We start from the raw sequence: 16352 nt of genomic DNA, 5'->3' as shown, positions 1-16352 counted from the left end.
TAGGATCACCTTGGGGATTGGACATTTTGTTTTTTGAGATCTTTCAATGCATTAAAAACTCTTTCAGGAGTAGCAGGCAAATGAAATATTCTGGCCCCTGTTGCATCATATATGGCTGACATAATAGCAGCAATTATCGGAATCATTACCACTTCCCCAATGCCCTTTGCGCCAAAGGGGCCAGATTGTTCTGGCTCTTCAACCGGAAAGGTCTCAATTAAAGGAGTCTCGCGAATAGTAGGAATGATATAATCAGTGAAATTCCGCGTTTTATGGTATCCATTTTCAATCAGCACATCTTCATAAAGAGTATAGCCGATGCCCATTACTGCTCCCCCTTCACCCTGGCCCTCTAAGCCCTGCGGATTAATGACTTTGCCTGCATCCGGGATGGAAACTACCCGAAGAACTTCTGTTTCGCCTGTTAAAGTATCAACTTCCACCATCACCACATGTGTCAAATATCCGTATAAATGGTGGGGGGCACCGCCGGAGCCTTTGATTTCATCTTTTTCTTTCGGCAGGTAGAAGTGTCCTTCTACTCTAGTTGCCTTATGATGATCATAAAGGTATTTATAGATAGATTTATAAGGTATAATCTGCTCATTGGCTGATAGGTGGTTCGGTTTTAAATTAATTTGGGACGCATCTAGATTCAGCATTTCAGCAGCAGTTTGAATAAGAAGCTGGGTCATCCGGGGAGCTGCTTGAGCAATAGCTCTTCCGCCGGTATAGGTGGAGCGGGAGGCAGTTACAGTACCGCCATCAAGTGTTTTTTGTGTATCACCTTGAATAATTCTGATATTGCTGATATCACAGGTCAGCATTTCTGCGGCTATCTGGGCATAAGCGGTGCTGTTGCCTCCTCCGATTTCCTCGCATCCCACACCTACAAGGAAAGTTCCATCCGGCTGAAGTTCAATAGAGGCTGCTCCATAATCAGGGAGGCCAATACCCATTCCGATACCATGAAAGGAAGTTGCCAGGGATACTCCGCGTTTTTTCCATGGCTCACTTACTTCAGATTTGTATTTTTCCCTGTTCTTCCACAAATCGCAATTCTCTGCTGTTTCCAGGGTTTTATAAGTGCCAACACTGGATTTGACAATATGGCCTACACTTGAAACTTCGCCTTGGTGATAAACATTTTTTTTGCGCAATTCAATAGGGTCCATTCCCAGCTTTTCTGCAATCATGTCCATATGAGTTTCAATTCCCATGCATACCTGATTGACGCCAAAGCCTCTGAATGCGCCGGAAATGCCATTATTTGTATAAACACAGAAGCCCTCGAGATCCACATTAGGAATTTTATAAGGGCCGCATGAATGTTCGATCGCGAGTGCTATGACCGCCCCTCCAAGTGATGCATAAGCACCCGTATCTCCTATGGCTCTCACCTGATTGGCAAGCAGTGTCCCGTCTTTTCTGGCAGCAGTCTTCATTTGTACTTTAAATGGATGCCTTTTTATGCCCGCAATGACTGACTCTTCCCGGCTTAAATGGATTTTTACAGGCCGTCCCTTTGTATGCAGTGCAAGGAGAGCAAGATAAATTTGAACGGTAATCTCATCCTTTCCGCCAAAGGCACCTCCAATTGGACTTGAGATAACTCTTATTCTTTCTGGGTTATATGCCAGGGATCTCGCAATCTGCATTCGATCGCGGTATGCATATTGGCCAGGGCAGCGAATGGTGAGGAACCCATCGTCATCCATTACCCCCCAGCCGCCTTCCGTTTCGATAAAAGCATGCATTTGGCGGGGGGAGAAGAAGGTATTCTCGACAATGATGTCAGCTTCTTCGAATGCTTTCTCGATGTTTCCGTTTTTTATTTTCACATGGCTGTGTAGATTGCCATCAGGATGAAGCTTCGGAGCAGAATTTGTCAGGGCATATTCAGCATCTGCAACTACTTCAAGTGGCTCATAGTCCACTTTAATTAAACTCAGTGCCTGTTCTGTGATTTCCAGTGTTTCTGCTCCAACTAATGCTATCGCATCTCCTGTACACCGGACGACATCGGAGCACAGAACAGGCTGATCGGGAACCACAATCCCAAATCCATTAAAGCCGGGGATATCTTTATGGGTTAGCACACATATCACACCAGGCAGATTTTTGGCTGCCTCAATATCTATTGAATTAATTTTGGCGTGCGGATATTCAGAGCGCAGCACTTTTCCCCAAACCATATTGTCAAAGTGGTAATCGGTCATATATTTTAATTCACCGGTTACTTTTTCCGGGCCATCGATTCTATTTACCCGTTTCCCAACCCATTTGGTGTTCACTGGTTATTCCACCTCCTCATTAAGCGGTATAATCCTCTTTCCAATAAAGCGCTTGCCATATCCCGTCTATATGTAGCTGTTGCTCTTCCATCTGTGATGGGCATAACCTCTTTCCAGGCAATTCTGGCTATGTTCCGGATTAATTCATCATTTAGCGGTCCCAGCGTCAGCACCGATTCACACTTGCGTGCACGTATAATCGTTGGTGCTACAGATCCGAAGGCGATTTTTCCTTCCCTGCATTTCAGCTCATGGTCCATTATGAGTGAAATAGCAACATTCACAATGGAGATAGATTGCGCTTTGCGAGGGCCGAGCTTTTGGAAAATCCCTATTTCATTCGGTTTTTGCGGCGTTATTATGATTTTTGTAATCATTTCATTTTCTTTTAAAACAGTTCTGCCGGGACCAAGGATAAAGTCTTCGATTGGGACGATTCGTTTATCCGACAGCGAGGAGAGTTCAAGTCTTGCTCCGAGAACATACAAAGCCGGAAGGGTATCGCCTGCAGGAGAGGCAGTGCCAATATTGCCGCCGATTGTTCCCATATTCTGCATTTGAGTGGCGCCGACTTCCCGAGCTGCATCTACGAGAACATCCGCTTTTCTTTGCAGAAGCGGAGAATGAATAATATCAGTATGTGTTGTCAACGGGCCAATATGAATACAATCTTTACTTTCTATGATATAACGCAGCTCACTTAAGTTTTTTATATTGATCCAAATTTCCGGCCGCCATTTGCCTTCCTTCATCCGGACTGCAGCATCTGTACCGCCTGCTATCAATTTATGAACCCTGCCTTTCTTCGATAGCTGCATCAGACATTCGGATAGAGAGGAAGGGGTAAACATATCAATCTCTGAAACAAGCATCAGCTTACCTCCCTGTATATTTTTTAACCGCAATTTTATAATCTTCCTGGCGATTCAGGTTGAGATGAATCTGTTCATTTTCCACTGGCACCTCAAGGAGAAATTGCTTATGCTGTTGAATTACATGCCTCAAACCCATATTCTCTTCCTTTATTGATAAAAGCTCGTTCCTCAATCGGGACGAAAAGAGGATGGGGTGCCCTCTTTTGCCCTGGCAGCTAGGGACTGCAATCAGGCAGCGGGTTTTTCTAAAGTCACCTGCGAGCTTATTAATGACCTCAGTATGAAGCGGCTGGTCGACGGATGTAATTAGAATCGTATCTGATAACGCGTCTGCGGCTTTCACCCCCGCAATGATTGACGAGCATTTTCCATCCTGAAAGTGTTCATTTATGATCATATTTGCAGAATACTTTTTTCCAATTGAATGAAATGTATCGGCTTCATAACCCAATACAACTACAATATCTGTGAACACCGATTTTCTGAGTGTGTTCAGCTGATGTTCGAATAATGTCGTACCATTCCATGGCAGCAGTCCTTTTAGAGTACCCATTCTGCTGGACTGGCCCGCGGCAAGTAAAATGGCTGTATGTGTCATGGATTATCGGATTGTTTCAGGCTCGGATATTTTTTGGCTGGCAGCTGTCTGAACGGCCTTGATAATTTTGGTATAGCCTGTACAGCGGCACAGGTTACCTCCTAATGCGGTTTTAATTTCCCCAACGGATGGAACATGGTCAATTCCATCCAAGAAAGCTTTTGCTGATACGATGATTCCCGGGGTACAGTACCCGCATTGTGTTGCTCCTTCGGCAATAAAAGATTCCTGAATGACATCAAGATTTGGTGATAGTCCGACTCCTTCACAAGTGGTGATCACCTGGTTTTCCGCCTGGCCAGCAAGGACAAGACAGGAACATACAACCTCATTATTGATTAGAACAGAGCATGATCCGCATTCTCCCTTTCCGCAGCATTCCTTGCTTGCAGTCAAACCCAGCTCTTCTCTTAATACATCCAGGAGCGGTTTCGCAGGCGGGCAAACGACCGTACATTCCTTCCCGTTAACAATAAAATGAATACTTTTCAAATCTTCGCCTCCTCATAGATTTTGAGACCATTGGCAATGAGAAAAAAGTGTGAGCAGTTTTGTATGGGATAGTAGCCTGGCGAGCATGAAGAGGTATTTAAATTATGATATTATGCATCTTCTTCTAAATAGACTAATAAGCACAAAAAAATTCCTGCACAAAAGGTTCCTGTATGTAATCAACAGGAAATATCCCTTTCGTAGATAGGAATTACGGTTCCCAGTAGAAACCCTCAAACCGATTATTGAGGTTATACGAAAATTCTATTTAATTTTTCTTGATGCTGAAGGGAGGTTTTACAGGGACAATTATAGAAATATAGGGGGAGTTGATTTGTAGTGTAATAGTTAAGTTAATATTTTGTCAAGTGGGAATTTTCTGAAAAAGATATTGACTTATAAAATAGCCTTGTTTAATATAGTGATTAACAGGAGGATTACATGACTGTATTAACCTCAAAATTATTTCAAACAATAAAAAAAGATCTCGCTTTTCTCTATAATCGTGTGAACCAGGAAATCTATGGAACAGGCGTGAAAAAACAGCGTATTGAAACATTTGATGATAGAGTCATCATCTTCGCACAGCATAAGCGTGTTCAGGCACTGCAGATGCTGAGTCAGAACTTCCATCACCTGACCATTTCGGTTGATTCAGCATTGATTGTTGAATTTAAATCGCTTCTAAAAGGTATGATTGAAGATGCTCTTCATTTGAAAGTCAAAACGATTTTAAAAGATTATGATCCTGTTACTGAAGAAGCCTGCACCATTATTTATTTTCAAGAATAGCAGTTTTACATTTTGTTTGGGAGAGCTGTGCATGACGCAGTTTTTCTTAAACCTGAATATAGGAGCGGTTCCTTTGTCTTTTGTTGAACGGAAGCTGAATGAAACCGCAGTAATAGAACATCTATTGTTTACTTTGATGTTATCTATTGCTGCGGTTTTTTTTATACACATTTTTCATTTGGGAGGTGATGCCGGTTTTTAAAAGCTGGAGTCAGGCTGTGGCATAACAAAGAATTAAACCTGGGGGGAAAATCTTTGGAAAAGCTAAATCCTTGGAAGGTAGGGACTTTAGGATTTCAGCATGTGCTAGCCATGTATGCAGGTGCTGTCATTGTACCGCTGATTGTAGGACCGGCAATTGGGCTTACTGCCCAGCAGCTCGCTTACTTAATTTCAATTGATTTGTTTACCTGCGGGATTGCTACTTTGCTTCAGGTAATAGGGGGGAAGCATTTTGGCATCAAGTTGCCTGTGATTCTGGGCTGTACTTTTACAGCAGTAGGCCCGATGATTGCCATCGGGAATTTGCAGGGGATTACAGCCATCTACGGGGCAATTATTTCTTCGGGTATTATCGTCATGATCCTATCCCAATTTATGAGTAAAATTATGAGATTTTTCCCGCCGGTCGTAACCGGTTCAGTCGTTGCAATTATCGGGGTATCACTGATTCCTGTTGCCATGAATAATGCTGCAGGCGGGCTTGGGTCATCCGATTATGGAAGTGCAAAGAATTTATTCCTGGCTGCCTTTACACTGGTGCTGATTATCTTAATGAACCGGTTTTTTAAAGGCTATATGAAAGCAATTTCTGTCCTGCTGTCATTGGTGGCCGGGACTATAGCAGCTTATTTTATGGGGCTCGTCAGCTTTGCCGAAGTCAGCCAGGCTTCCTGGTTTCATGTCGTTCAGCCGCTTTATTTCGGATTCCCGACATTCAATGCTTCAGCCATCCTTACGATGACCTTAGTAGCAATTGTTAGCATGATTGAATCTACTGGGGTATTTCTCGCTCTCGGAGATGTCTGTGAGAGAAAGCTCGACTCTAAGGACATTAAGAAAGGCTTGCGTGCAGAAGGACTGGCTGTTGTTATAGGCGGCATTTTTAACGCGTTTCCTTATACGTCCTTTTCACAGAATGTGGGCCTTGTAGCATTGACTAAAGTAAAAACGAGAAATGTTGTTATCGCAGCTGGTGTCATATTAATGATTCTCGGTCTTTTGCCCAAAGTGGCTGCTCTGACTACGATTATTCCTATGGCTGTTCTTGGCGGAGCAATGATTCCGATGTTTGGGATGGTTATCTCATCGGGAATCAGAATGCTTTCTGTAGTGGATTTCAGCAAAAATGAAAACTTGCTTATCGTTGCCTGTTCAATCGGAATTGGGCTTGGTTCAGCGGTGGTCCCGCAGATTTTTGAAAGCCTGCCGACAAGTGCACGCCTTCTGGTTGAAAACGGAATTGTACTGGGGAGCATCACAGCAATTTTATTAAATATGGTATTTAATTATAAAGAATTAAATATAAGTGAAAGTGAAAGAATTGAGCAGCTGAAAGGAGACCACTCAGCTGAATTGATTTAATAGCAGCTGCTGTAACCACCTGCCTCTACTTTTAGAGGCAGAAATCAAATTAATAGATAGGAGCAGGGTAAATGGATTTAATTCTGAAAAATGCAAATATTCCGCAGGGTGATCGTCAGGTTTTAACGAATATTCTAGTAAACGATGGAAAGATTGTCGGCTACACGAACGACATTTCTTTTCTAAATGCCTCCAAGGTTATTGATATACAAGGAAAATTAGTTGTCCCAGGCTGTATTGATCCACATACACATTTTATGGATCCAGGGTTTACTCACAGAGAAACATTTGCAACCGGCAGCCGTTCTGCAGCAGCCGGCGGCTTGACAACTATTATTGATATGCCATGCTGCAGCAAGCCATCTGTACGGGATGGGGATAGCTTCAATAAGAAAATTGGTCCAATCAGGGATCAGGCTTATATTGATTACTGCTTCTGGGGCGGCATGACCGGGGAGGATGCACGTGAAGGCTGGATTGATAATATTTATCCTCAGATAGATCAGGGCATTGTTGCATTTAAGGTCTACATGACACCTTCTGTACCAACCTTCCCTAAAGTATCTGACGCAGAAATGCTTGAGATTTTTAAAAACGTTGCAAAAACCGGTCTTCCGATTGGTGTTCATGCTGAAAACTATGATATCTGCACATTCAATTCGAAGAAGCTTGAAAAAGAAGGCAGACTTGACGGACCGGCATGGGCTGAAGCTCGTTCTAGCCTCGCTGAAAAGGTGGCCATTGAACTGATTCTCAGCTTCGCGGAAGCTACTGACGCACGTGTACATGTCGTACATATGAGCACAAAGGAAGGCGTTGAGCTCGTTAAGGCTGCAAAGAAACGCGGTGTCAAGGTTACTGCTGAAACCTGCCCGCACTACCTTGTTTTAAATGCACAGGACTCCATGTCAGAGCGGGGCTCTTATGCAAAAATTGCTCCTCCACTGAGGGGGAAAGAGGATAACGAATCCCACTGGCAGGCTCTGGCTGATGGAACAATCGATTTTGTCGGAACCGACCATGCCCCATATGAAATTGCCACTGAAAAGGATTATCCAGGTGCAACGATCTGGAACACCTTCCCTGGCATCCCGGGTGTAGAAACGATGGTGCCGATCCTTGTCAGCGAAGGGCTGAATAAAGGCCGCTTATCTCTATCAAGATTTGTAGAAGTAACGAGCCGCAACGCAGCCATTCATTATGGCATTTATCCTAAAAAGGGTTCAATGGAAATTGGCAGTGATGCTGATTTCACGGTTATTGATCTTGAAAAAGAATATGTTATTGATGAGCAGAAAACAGAATCAATGGCTAAGTATAATCCGCTTCATGGCATGAAATTAAAAGGAAAGCCAGTTCAAACAATAATTCGCGGAAACGTGGTATTCGAAGAAGACAAAGGGATCGTCGGGAAAGCAGGATATGGAGAGTACGTTCCGCGCCAAAGCATCCAGAGACTGGAAAGAACATTAAAGTATGAAAAATACGAAGCAGTCAATGTGCAAACAAAAGATCCTGTAGCACAGCAATAAATATAGATATCGAAGGAGGCTGAATGGATTGGAACTTAGGGGAAAAAAGCACTGTGTAGTTATTATTGATATGTTAAACGACTTTATCGGGGAAAAAGCTGCATTAAGGTGTGAAAATGGAGAAAAAATCGTTCCTAAAATTCAAGAGCTTATTGAGTTCGCACACGAAAACAATATTCAGGTTGTGCATGTTCAGGAAGCTCATAGAAAGAATGACCGTGATTTTCGTGTAAGACCTGTTCATGCAGTAAAGGGGACCTGGGGTTCGGAATTCATTCCAGAACTTCAGCCAGACGAGAGCAAAGGAGATTATGTGGTCCAAAAGAGACGGCATAGTGCATTTAGCTATACCGATTTTGATCTCTTCCTGAGAGAAGAAGAAATTGATACGGTGGTCCTCACTGGTGTCTGGACCAATGTATGTGTACGCAGTACTGCTTCTGATGCCTTATATCATGGATACAATGTAATTTGCATATCTGATGGCACCGCTTCACAGGATGATGATATGCACGTATCCGGTCTAAGAGATATCGACATTTTTGGAGACATATTATCAACAGAAGAATACAAAGAACTGGCTAAAAAGAAATTCTCCCAAGACGAATCTGTTGTCTAACTCTTCTCCAGGTCCAAGAAAAAAACGAATCTTAGTGGGCATAACCGGAGCAAGCGGATCATTGTATGCATATACACTGATCCGCGCTCTTCATCAATTAGAGATCGAAACGCATTTAATTGCTACGGAGATGGGAGAAAAAGTAATGCAATTTGAATGCGGGGTCAAGATGGACGAGTTGAAGGAGTATGCCGCTATCCACAGCAACCGGAATCTTTTCGCTGCGGTTGCCAGCGGATCCTTTAAAACAGACGGAATGGTGATTGTGCCATGTTCGATGAATACATTGGGTGCAATTGCGAACGGGGTCGGCGATACCCTTCTAAGCAGGGCTGCCAGTGTTGTTTTAAAGGAGAATCGAAAGTTTATTATTGTTCCGAGAGAGGCTCCATTTAATTTGATTCACCTCCGCAATATGACTCTTCTCGCTGAGAGCGGTGCATGCATAATGCCTGCATCACCTGGCTTTTACCATAAGCCGACAGAGATTTGGGAGCTGGCCAACTTTATGGTGGCGAGGATATTGGACATGCTGGATATAGACCATGAGCTCCTTGAGAGATGGGGGGAAAAAGCATGAACCCTGTAACAATGAGAGCTTTGCTGGATAGATGGGAAAGCAGGGGACTTGTTCATCGGGTTAAAAAAGAGGTGGATCCACTCTATGAACTCGGAGCAGTAATTAATACGAAACATGGACGTCAGCCTTTTTTATTTGAAAGAATAAAAGGCTATCAAACTTCCATGGCTGCCGGTCTCGGAGGAGATAGAGAACTGATGGCAGACAGCATGGGAATCTCCTCTTCTGAACTTATTCCTAAACTCATCGAATCAATTGTTAATCCTATACCGACAACTTTAAGGCAAACTGGTCCTGTTCAGGAGAATCTTGTGACCGGGGAATTCGATTTGGCAGATTTGTTTCCTATTCCAACTTATCATGCAGAAGATTCAGGAGCTTATTATGTGGCAGGAATATTGGTGGTTAAAGACTTATCCGGCAAAAAAAGGTATACCTCGATTCGCCGGATGCAATACCTTGGCGGTAATCGAACGAATATTCTCATAACCTCCCCGGAGCTGATGGAGCAATATGCCCATTATGAAAGCATTGGAGAACCGATGGAAGTGGCTGTTATGTTTGGTGTCGTTCCAGCTGTTGTCCTAAGTTCCCAGATCAGTACGCATCTGTATCATACCGACAAATTGGATGTAGCAGGTGCCCTGCTTGGCCAATCGCTGGATGTTGTTCAGTGCAAAACGGTGGATTTGGAAGTACTGGCTGATGCCGAAATCGTCCTGGAAGGCAAAATGCTGCCATATGAAAGAGAACTGGAAGGGCCGTTTGGCGAACTGGCCGGTTATTATGGCACCAGAACGCCTCAGCCGATAGTAGAATTTTCGGCTGTGACTTACCGTAATAATGCTATCTCACAGACTATTTTTCCATCAAGCTATGAAGAAAGGCTGCCAATGGCTCTTGTCAGGGAAGCAACACTTTTAAGCACCGTCAGACAGGTTGTTCCGTTTATCAAAGCTGTACATATCCCGATGGGAGGGGTGGCTCGCTATCATGCAGTCATACAAATAGAGAAGAAGCATGAAGGTGACGGAAAACAGGCAGCACTTGCAGCCTTTGCAAGCGATAAGGATTTAAAGCATGTAGTGGTTGTGAATGATGACGTCGATATCTTTGATTCGGATGATGTTGAATGGGCTATTGCGACAAGAGTACAGGCGGGGGATGATATTTTTATCGTACAGGGTGCGAAGGGATCACCGCTCGAGTCTTCTCATCATTTAAAAGGAGTCAGCGATAAGATGGGCATAGACGCAACCTATCCGCTTGGAAAAGAAGAGTTATTTAAAAGAACTTCAATCCCCATTGAAGTGAATCTCGAAGACTATCTATAAGCTTTTGCAGGTAGAGGAGGTCAAAAATGAAGGCAATTGGTCTGATAGAAACAAGGGGCTTGACAGCAGCTATTGAAGCGCTGGACTCCATGGCAAAAGCGGCAAATGTCAGCTTGGTTGATTTAAAGAGAGTCGGATCAGGGCTTGTCACTGTCATTATTGAAGGGGACGTAGCGGCAGTCACAGCTGCTGTTGAGGTTGGAAAGACTGCTCACACTATGGCTGGAGGAGAACTGGTGTCGGCAAATGTTATACCACGCCCTCATTCAGAACTTCGCAAAATTCTTTAAGCAGATGTTCCAAAAGTGGAGGTGCATAATGCGTGTCTAACTTTATAAAAAGTGTTGTTGAAGAAGTAATGAAGCCCTACAGCAAGCCAAAAGCAAATCCTATTAATGGGACTCCCAATTTCTCCCCGCCCCGCAGCCAGCCGGGATTGAAGTCAGGTATACCAGGTATTAGCAGGCCTAATTATCAAAAGGAAAAAATGAATAAAAGAATAGCTGTTAAAACAGACTCACCCAAGGCTGCTAATCCACACCTGAATGTTAGAAGGCAGACAGTTTCACTTTCTTCACCTCAGCCTTCCGCTAAAGAAAAAATTGCCCAGCTGCAAACCCTGGCCCTGGCACAAGGGAAACAGCGAGTTTCTGCAGAAACAAAATCTGGCCGAAATGCGAGAGAAAGCCAGCTTGTCGGACAAACGCCGGATGGTGTAAAAGTATGGCATTTCTCAGATCTTCACCCTGCATTGGAAGGCTCCTTTCAGCGGGAACTGAAAACAGGCTCGATCGGGGTAGTTACATCAGAAAAATGTACACCGGGACAGCTGTTTTTACTGAATGAACTTTTAAGAGAGTTTCCTTCTTTAAAATATTTTCTGTCATGGGACAAAAACAGCGGGCAAACCTTTTCGCTAGAGCTTTATGAAGAGAATGATGGAATACTGTTAAACGCTTTAAAGAGCTACTTTAAAAAACTATCCCAAAAATCATTTAAGGCGACTGCAGCTTATATAGAAAAGTCCCCCAGTCCATGGCTGACAAAACAATTGGGGCTTAACGCGTCAATAGGATGTGTGTCTGTCATTGAAGGAATTGACTATTACACAGGTATTTTGCTCCTTGACCGGCACATGAAAAAAAACATGGCCGAACGCATCAATTTTTTAATAGAGAAGAAATATGTTCTTCTTTACGGTCAGTTTGATGATGTATCCCGAATTACGGATCAGCTTTGTAAGGAATTCGACCGGATTAAATAAAAGTTTGGCCAGGACAACAATTCAAGAAAAATTAGCCGGTGTGACACTTTTACAGGAGGAGGATTCTTCAGTTGCAAGCATTGGGTTTAATTGAAACCGTTGGTTATTCAACAGCAGTTTCTGCAGCAGATGCAGCCGTAAAAGCAGCCGATGTAGAAATTGTAGGTATTGAAAAAGTAATAGGAGTGGATGGCTATCTGGGCGTGACAATCCATTTTAACGGCGATGTAGCAGCTGTAAAGTCTGCAGTCGACGCCGGTGTGAGCTCAGCAGAGAGAATAGGAAAAGTAATTTCTTCTCATGTCATCCCGCGTGCCCACAATGAAGTAGCCGGGAAGCTGCTTCCGCAATTTAAGCTGAAAGAAATGCATCAGGAAACAGTCACTGAAAAAGAGTTGAGATTCAATAAAGAGCCAATTGAAACAAAGCAGGCTAAAGAATCAAATGAAGCAAATGAAAATGATCATGATAAACCATCAGTTTAATAATCTTAAGGAGGAAACACATAATGGGTGAAGCATTGGGCTTAATCGAAACGAAAGGTCTGGTAGGGGCTGTTGAGGCAGCGGATGCAATGGTGAAAGCAGCAAACGTGGAGATCTGCGGATATGAAAAAGTGGGATTTGGTCTAGTTACCGTTATGGTCAGAGGAGATGTAGGAGCGGTTAAAGCAGCCACCGATGCAGGAGCCGAAGCTGCCAGCAGAGTAGGAGAACTTATTTCGGTCCACGTCATTCCAAGGCCGCACAGCGAAGTTGAAAGAGCTTTATTATCAAAAAATATCGGTGAATAAGCATGAGGAGCAAAAGGCAGAGTGTTATGGCTAAAAACACTCTGCAGGCGCTTTACATGCGAAATAATAACTGCAGAGAAAGAAAACCTCATATCCTGGCTCTATTGACCTCTCATATGATAGGGATGGAACCGGGATTATCATACTTGAAACACTTATTACAGGAAGATATAACACTTAGAATGGCTGCTGAAGAAGAAATGCTGATCCAATTTCCGCTTGAGGAGTTAGTTTTTCAGACAGGGAATGACGATTGGATCTCACCTTCAATGATTAATAATCAGCTTCTTGATCATTTTGATGAGATCCTATTGCCTATTCTATCTTTTTCTTTAATAGCAGATCTATTAGCCCTTAACGAACAAAGGCCTTTGGTGCGGATCATCCTAATGGCTTTGTTAAAAGGGAAACGGGTTACGGCCTTGAAGGCTGGAGGTGATCCTTTCAGCCAATATTGGAAACTGAATGGAATGGATAAAGGTCCTGATTTCTTAAAAAGAAAACTTAATGGGCAGATGGCAGAGTTAAAGATGCTCGGCATAAGATTAATAGATTTTAATGATAAAGCTGACTATACAGCTCAGCAGATGAAGAAAACAGTTATTTCCGATGATACAGTCAGGTTTGCCTATTTAAACAAGCTTAATCACTTAACTGTTCCAAAAGGGGCTATCATTACCCCCCTGGCAAGAGATACAGCAAAGGAGCTCAAGATCGAAATTATTTTTCATTAAGGAGTAGGTCTTTATGCAAATGGGAATAGTGGTTGGCCGCGTAACTGCCACAAGAAAAGATGATAATCTGGTAGGCACAAAGCTATTAATTACCCAGCCTATAGGATTGGACGGCTCAATGTTACCGAACCCCATTATAACCGTTGATACTGTTGGTGCCGGCATAGGAGAAAAAGTCATTTATGTGACTGGAAGCATGGCATCAAGAGCGGTTCAGAATAAAGATGCTCCTATCGATGCTGCCATTATCGGAATTATAGACAGTGTAGACGGAATGGAAACAGGGGGTTAATAAATGGAAGCAAAAAATATCAAAAAGGCAGTGCAGTACCGCAAGCTGATTGATGTATTGCTTGATTCCAGCCAGTATGCCGATGTCGTTTTGAAGGGGGGCTACTTTATTAATGTGATCACCCGTGAGATCTATGAAGCCGACGTGGCGATGAAAGGCGAATATATTTTAATGGCCGGGGACGCAAAGGACTTAATTGGGCCAAAAACGATAGTGGAAAACATTAAGGGAAAATTCGTTTGTCCGGGGTTCATTGATTCTCACATGCATTTTGAGAGTGCGATGCTGACTTGTACGGAATTCTCCAAGCTCTCTATTCCGACAGGAACCACCACACTGATTGGTGATCCGCATGAAATTGGGAATGTCCTGGGTGTTTACGGCATGCAGGCAATGATTGAGGAAGCTAAAACCCTTCCAAACCGGGTATTATTTACGGTCCCTTGTGCTGTGCCTGATGCTCCCGGGCTTGAAACATCAGGCTTTGATGTGACATCAAAGGATATGAAAGAGCTTTTGGCAGATCCATATGTGCAGGGAATTGGGGAAATTCAGAGCTTCAGCAATATTGGGCCGGTATATGAGCATGCACCGGAATTAATAGATGACCTTGTTGCAGCAGTTACATATGCAAACAGCATCGGGAAAACCGTTGAAGGGAACGCGCCCGGATTGTTTGGCAAAGAGCTTGCCGCCCACATTATCAGCGGAGGGAACCATGTTTCCTGCCATGAAACCACCACAAAAGAAGAAACAGTCGAAAAGCTGCGCAATGGCGTGAGTGTGTTCATGAGGGAAGGCTCTTCCCAAAGAAATATGGCAGACTGCATAAGGGCCATTACAGAGGATGGGCTGGATTCCCGCCGTGCAATCCTTGTATCGGACGATATGGTGCCTGCTGATCTGTTAAATTACGGACATATGAATGATATCGTCCGCAGAACCATTGCAGTCGGCATAGATCCAGTGGAAGCGATCCAAATGGCAACCATTAATCCCGCAACCCACTTTGGCTTTAAGGATGTGGGGGTTATTGCACCAGGCAAAAGAGCAGATGTTGTCGTGATCAGCGATTTGATCAATATGACAATTGATCAGGTATACCTGGCTGGGAAAAAAGCAGCTGAAAAAGGAGAATTAACGATAGATATTGCTCCTTACATATATCCGGAAAGTGTGAAAAAGTCAGTGAAGCGGAAGCCTGTAACAGTGAAGGAACTCGCTATTGAAGCTCCAGGCAGCCGTGCAAAAGTAAGGGCAATTGAAGCGATCCCTTTTCAGAATTTAACTGGCGGAGGCGAATACACAATGAATGTCAAAGACGGCATTGTGCAGCCTTGCCTAAAGCAGGATGTTCTCCCGCTCTTGGTTGTGGAGCGCCACGGCAGAACCGGAAAAATCGGCAAGTCATTTCTCCATGGCTTTGATTTGAAAAGCGGAGCCATAGCAGAAAGCGTTGCTCACGATACCCACAATATTATTGTAACAGGAACAAACTACGAAGATATGGTCATGGCGGTGAACCGTGTCATTGCCATGGATGGCGGAATAGCCATGATAAATGATAGCAAAGTAGTAGGTGATTTGCCTCTGAGGATTGGCGGTTTAATGACAGATGAATTAACCGGAAAAGAAATGAGTGAAAAGGTCGATGAATTGTCGCAGCTTGCCAAAGAAGTTCTTGGCTGCGGAATGGAAGTTCCTTTTATGCATTTATCATTCTGGTCATTGGTAACAAGCCCTAAATGGAAAATTACCGATATGGGGCTTATTGATGTAGATAAGTTTGAGGTCATACCGACCATTATTAATTGATCATTAAAGCGGCATTCCCTGCCGCTTTTCATATATGCAGCGGGTAAAGGAGGAATATCATGGGAGTGAAACTTGTCGATCTGACACAGGAAATTTATCAGGGGATGCCTGTCTTCCCTCTTCATCAGAAAACGATGATTTTCCCGAATATGTCTCACGAAGAAAGTGAAAAGCAAGTTGGATTCATGTTTGCAACTAATAATCTGCTAATAAATGAACATGGTCCTACTCATAGTGATGCAACTTACGAATATGACCCAAATGGCCAATTCATCGATGAAATGCCGCTTGAGTATTTTTACGGGCCCGCAGTTTGCCTGGATGTATCCCACATCCAGCCGCATCAATATATTACCGACCGTGATCTCAAGGAAGCACTGAGAAGATCACAGCAGTTTATTGAAAAAGGAGATATCGTCCTCCTCTATACGGGCCATTATAATCGCTCTTATGGTACTGACAAATGGCTCACAACATATACTGGCCTGGACTATCAGGCAGCAAAATGGCTGGCTGAAAAAGGTGCAGTCAATATAGGCATTGACGCTCCTGCCATTGATCATCCAGATGATTCTAAGTACTCCGGACACCTTATTTGCCGTGAATACGGAATTACCAATACGGAAAATCTCTGCAATCTCGACCAGATTGCAGGCATGCGATTTCTATATTTCGGACTCCCTCTCAGAATTCGGAAAGGAACGGGATCTCCGATTCGTGCGGTTGCAGTTTTTATTGAATAATAACAAAGGCT

At 43.5% G+C, this 16352-nt stretch carries 18 protein-coding genes and 1 riboswitch; of the genes, 14 read left to right on the top strand and 4 right to left on the bottom strand.

Annotated elements, in window-relative coordinates; translation table 11 throughout:
- Positions 1 to 5: 5 nt before the first annotated feature.
- From AC6CHU_RS16190 to AC6CHU_RS16175, 4 genes are read right to left on the bottom strand one after another with little or no spacing between them, the layout of a single operon-like run.
- Positions 6 to 2294, bottom strand: a complete 2289-nt coding sequence (locus AC6CHU_RS16190) for a xanthine dehydrogenase family protein molybdopterin-binding subunit (protein WP_498122311.1) — start codon at positions 2292 to 2294, stop codon at positions 6 to 8.
- Positions 2291 to 3166, bottom strand: a complete 876-nt coding sequence (locus AC6CHU_RS16185) for an FAD binding domain-containing protein (RefSeq protein ID WP_159867325.1) — start codon at positions 3164 to 3166, stop codon at positions 2291 to 2293. The genes AC6CHU_RS16190 and AC6CHU_RS16185 overlap by 4 nt, the downstream gene beginning before the upstream one ends.
- A gap of 4 nt (positions 3167 to 3170) precedes the next feature.
- Entirely contained in the window at positions 3171 to 3767 is a 597-nt protein-coding gene (locus tag AC6CHU_RS16180; RefSeq protein ID WP_498122309.1) for a nucleotidyltransferase family protein, read from the bottom strand.
- A gap of 3 nt (positions 3768 to 3770) precedes the next feature.
- Entirely contained in the window at positions 3771 to 4259 is a 489-nt protein-coding gene (locus AC6CHU_RS16175; RefSeq protein ID WP_498122307.1) for a (2Fe-2S)-binding protein, read from the bottom strand.
- 181 nt (positions 4260 to 4440) lie between these two features.
- Positions 4441 to 4538, bottom strand: a riboswitch (purine riboswitch).
- A 162-nt stretch (positions 4539 to 4700) separates the two neighbouring features.
- Here AC6CHU_RS16175 and AC6CHU_RS16170 point away from each other — a divergent pair.
- From AC6CHU_RS16170 to AC6CHU_RS16105, 14 genes are all read left to right on the top strand, one after another.
- Positions 4701 to 5051, top strand: a complete 351-nt coding sequence (locus tag AC6CHU_RS16170) for a Na-translocating system protein MpsC family protein (RefSeq protein ID WP_159867334.1) — start codon at positions 4701 to 4703, stop codon at positions 5049 to 5051.
- 255 nt (positions 5052 to 5306) lie between these two features.
- On the top strand, positions 5307 to 6635 hold the full coding sequence (locus tag AC6CHU_RS16165; RefSeq protein WP_159867337.1) for a nucleobase:cation symporter-2 family protein: 1329 nt from the start codon (positions 5307 to 5309) through the stop codon (positions 6633 to 6635).
- 71 nt (positions 6636 to 6706) lie between these two features.
- Positions 6707 to 8167 (top strand): dihydroorotase, encoded by a 1461-nt coding sequence (locus AC6CHU_RS16160; protein WP_498122305.1) that lies wholly within the window; start codon positions 6707 to 6709, stop codon positions 8165 to 8167.
- A 28-nt stretch (positions 8168 to 8195) separates the two neighbouring features.
- Positions 8196 to 8786, top strand: coding sequence for a cysteine hydrolase family protein (locus AC6CHU_RS16155; RefSeq protein ID WP_159867343.1), 591 nt, complete (start codon positions 8196 to 8198; stop codon positions 8784 to 8786).
- Complete coding sequence (locus AC6CHU_RS16150) at positions 8779 to 9366, top strand: UbiX family flavin prenyltransferase (RefSeq protein WP_285869762.1); 588 nt, start codon at positions 8779 to 8781, stop codon at positions 9364 to 9366. Before AC6CHU_RS16155 ends, AC6CHU_RS16150 begins: the two co-directional genes overlap by 8 nt.
- Positions 9363 to 10700: a UbiD family decarboxylase gene (locus AC6CHU_RS16145; RefSeq protein ID WP_159867346.1), complete on the top strand. Its 1338-nt coding sequence runs from the start codon at positions 9363 to 9365 to the stop codon at positions 10698 to 10700. The genes AC6CHU_RS16150 and AC6CHU_RS16145 overlap by 4 nt, the downstream gene beginning before the upstream one ends.
- A gap of 26 nt (positions 10701 to 10726) precedes the next feature.
- The gene (locus AC6CHU_RS16140; protein ID WP_061790799.1) at positions 10727 to 10990 is read left to right on the top strand and encodes a BMC domain-containing protein; all 264 of its coding nucleotides are present in this window, start codon (positions 10727 to 10729) and stop codon (positions 10988 to 10990) included.
- A gap of 32 nt (positions 10991 to 11022) precedes the next feature.
- The gene (locus tag AC6CHU_RS16135) at positions 11023 to 11964 is read left to right on the top strand and encodes a hypothetical protein (RefSeq protein ID WP_498122303.1); all 942 of its coding nucleotides are present in this window, start codon (positions 11023 to 11025) and stop codon (positions 11962 to 11964) included.
- Between the two features lie 71 nt (positions 11965 to 12035).
- Complete coding sequence (locus tag AC6CHU_RS16130; RefSeq protein ID WP_498122301.1) at positions 12036 to 12449, top strand: BMC domain-containing protein; 414 nt, start codon at positions 12036 to 12038, stop codon at positions 12447 to 12449.
- Positions 12450 to 12472: 23 nt separating this feature from the next.
- Positions 12473 to 12757 carry a BMC domain-containing protein gene (locus tag AC6CHU_RS16125; protein ID WP_009334686.1) on the top strand — a complete coding sequence of 95 codons (285 nt, stop codon included), beginning with the start codon at positions 12473 to 12475 and terminating at the stop codon, positions 12755 to 12757.
- Between the two features lie 116 nt (positions 12758 to 12873).
- The gene (locus tag AC6CHU_RS16120; protein ID WP_498122299.1) at positions 12874 to 13491 is read left to right on the top strand and encodes a hypothetical protein; all 618 of its coding nucleotides are present in this window, start codon (positions 12874 to 12876) and stop codon (positions 13489 to 13491) included.
- Between the two features lie 13 nt (positions 13492 to 13504).
- Positions 13505 to 13783 carry a EutN/CcmL family microcompartment protein gene (locus tag AC6CHU_RS16115; RefSeq protein WP_159867358.1) on the top strand — a complete coding sequence of 93 codons (279 nt, stop codon included), beginning with the start codon at positions 13505 to 13507 and terminating at the stop codon, positions 13781 to 13783.
- Positions 13784 to 13786: 3 nt separating this feature from the next.
- The gene (locus tag AC6CHU_RS16110; protein ID WP_159867361.1) at positions 13787 to 15598 is read left to right on the top strand and encodes an adenine deaminase; all 1812 of its coding nucleotides are present in this window, start codon (positions 13787 to 13789) and stop codon (positions 15596 to 15598) included.
- 59 nt (positions 15599 to 15657) lie between these two features.
- Positions 15658 to 16341, top strand: coding sequence for a cyclase family protein (locus AC6CHU_RS16105; RefSeq protein WP_159867364.1), 684 nt, complete (start codon positions 15658 to 15660; stop codon positions 16339 to 16341).
- Positions 16342 to 16352 lie beyond the last annotated feature (11 nt).

This window comes from Cytobacillus sp. GQ23 (assembly GCF_059758675.1).
This window is presented reverse-complemented; position numbering and strand designations above follow the sequence as displayed.

Bases quoted from the DNA above. Each gene is read 5' to 3' on its own strand.
- AC6CHU_RS16185 (WP_159867325.1), bottom strand. From the start codon at position 3,166: ATGCTTGTTTCAGAGATTGATATGTTTACCCCTTCCTCTCTATCCGAA.
- AC6CHU_RS16180 (WP_498122309.1), bottom strand. From the start codon at position 3,767: ATGACACATACAGCCATTTTACTTGCCGCGGGCCAGTCCAGCAGAATG.
- AC6CHU_RS16170 (WP_159867334.1), top strand. From the start codon at position 4,701: ATGACTGTATTAACCTCAAAATTATTTCAAACAATAAAAAAAGATCTC.
- AC6CHU_RS16160 (WP_498122305.1), top strand. From the start codon at position 6,707: ATGGATTTAATTCTGAAAAATGCAAATATTCCGCAGGGTGATCGTCAG.
- AC6CHU_RS16145 (WP_159867346.1), top strand. From the start codon at position 9,363: ATGAACCCTGTAACAATGAGAGCTTTGCTGGATAGATGGGAAAGCAGG.
- AC6CHU_RS16140 (WP_061790799.1), top strand. From the start codon at position 10,727: ATGAAGGCAATTGGTCTGATAGAAACAAGGGGCTTGACAGCAGCTATT.
- AC6CHU_RS16125 (WP_009334686.1), top strand. From the start codon at position 12,473: ATGGGTGAAGCATTGGGCTTAATCGAAACGAAAGGTCTGGTAGGGGCT.
- AC6CHU_RS16120 (WP_498122299.1), top strand. From the start codon at position 12,874: ATGATAGGGATGGAACCGGGATTATCATACTTGAAACACTTATTACAG.
- AC6CHU_RS16115 (WP_159867358.1), top strand. From the start codon at position 13,505: ATGCAAATGGGAATAGTGGTTGGCCGCGTAACTGCCACAAGAAAAGAT.
- AC6CHU_RS16110 (WP_159867361.1), top strand. From the start codon at position 13,787: ATGGAAGCAAAAAATATCAAAAAGGCAGTGCAGTACCGCAAGCTGATT.
- AC6CHU_RS16105 (WP_159867364.1), top strand. From the start codon at position 15,658: ATGGGAGTGAAACTTGTCGATCTGACACAGGAAATTTATCAGGGGATG.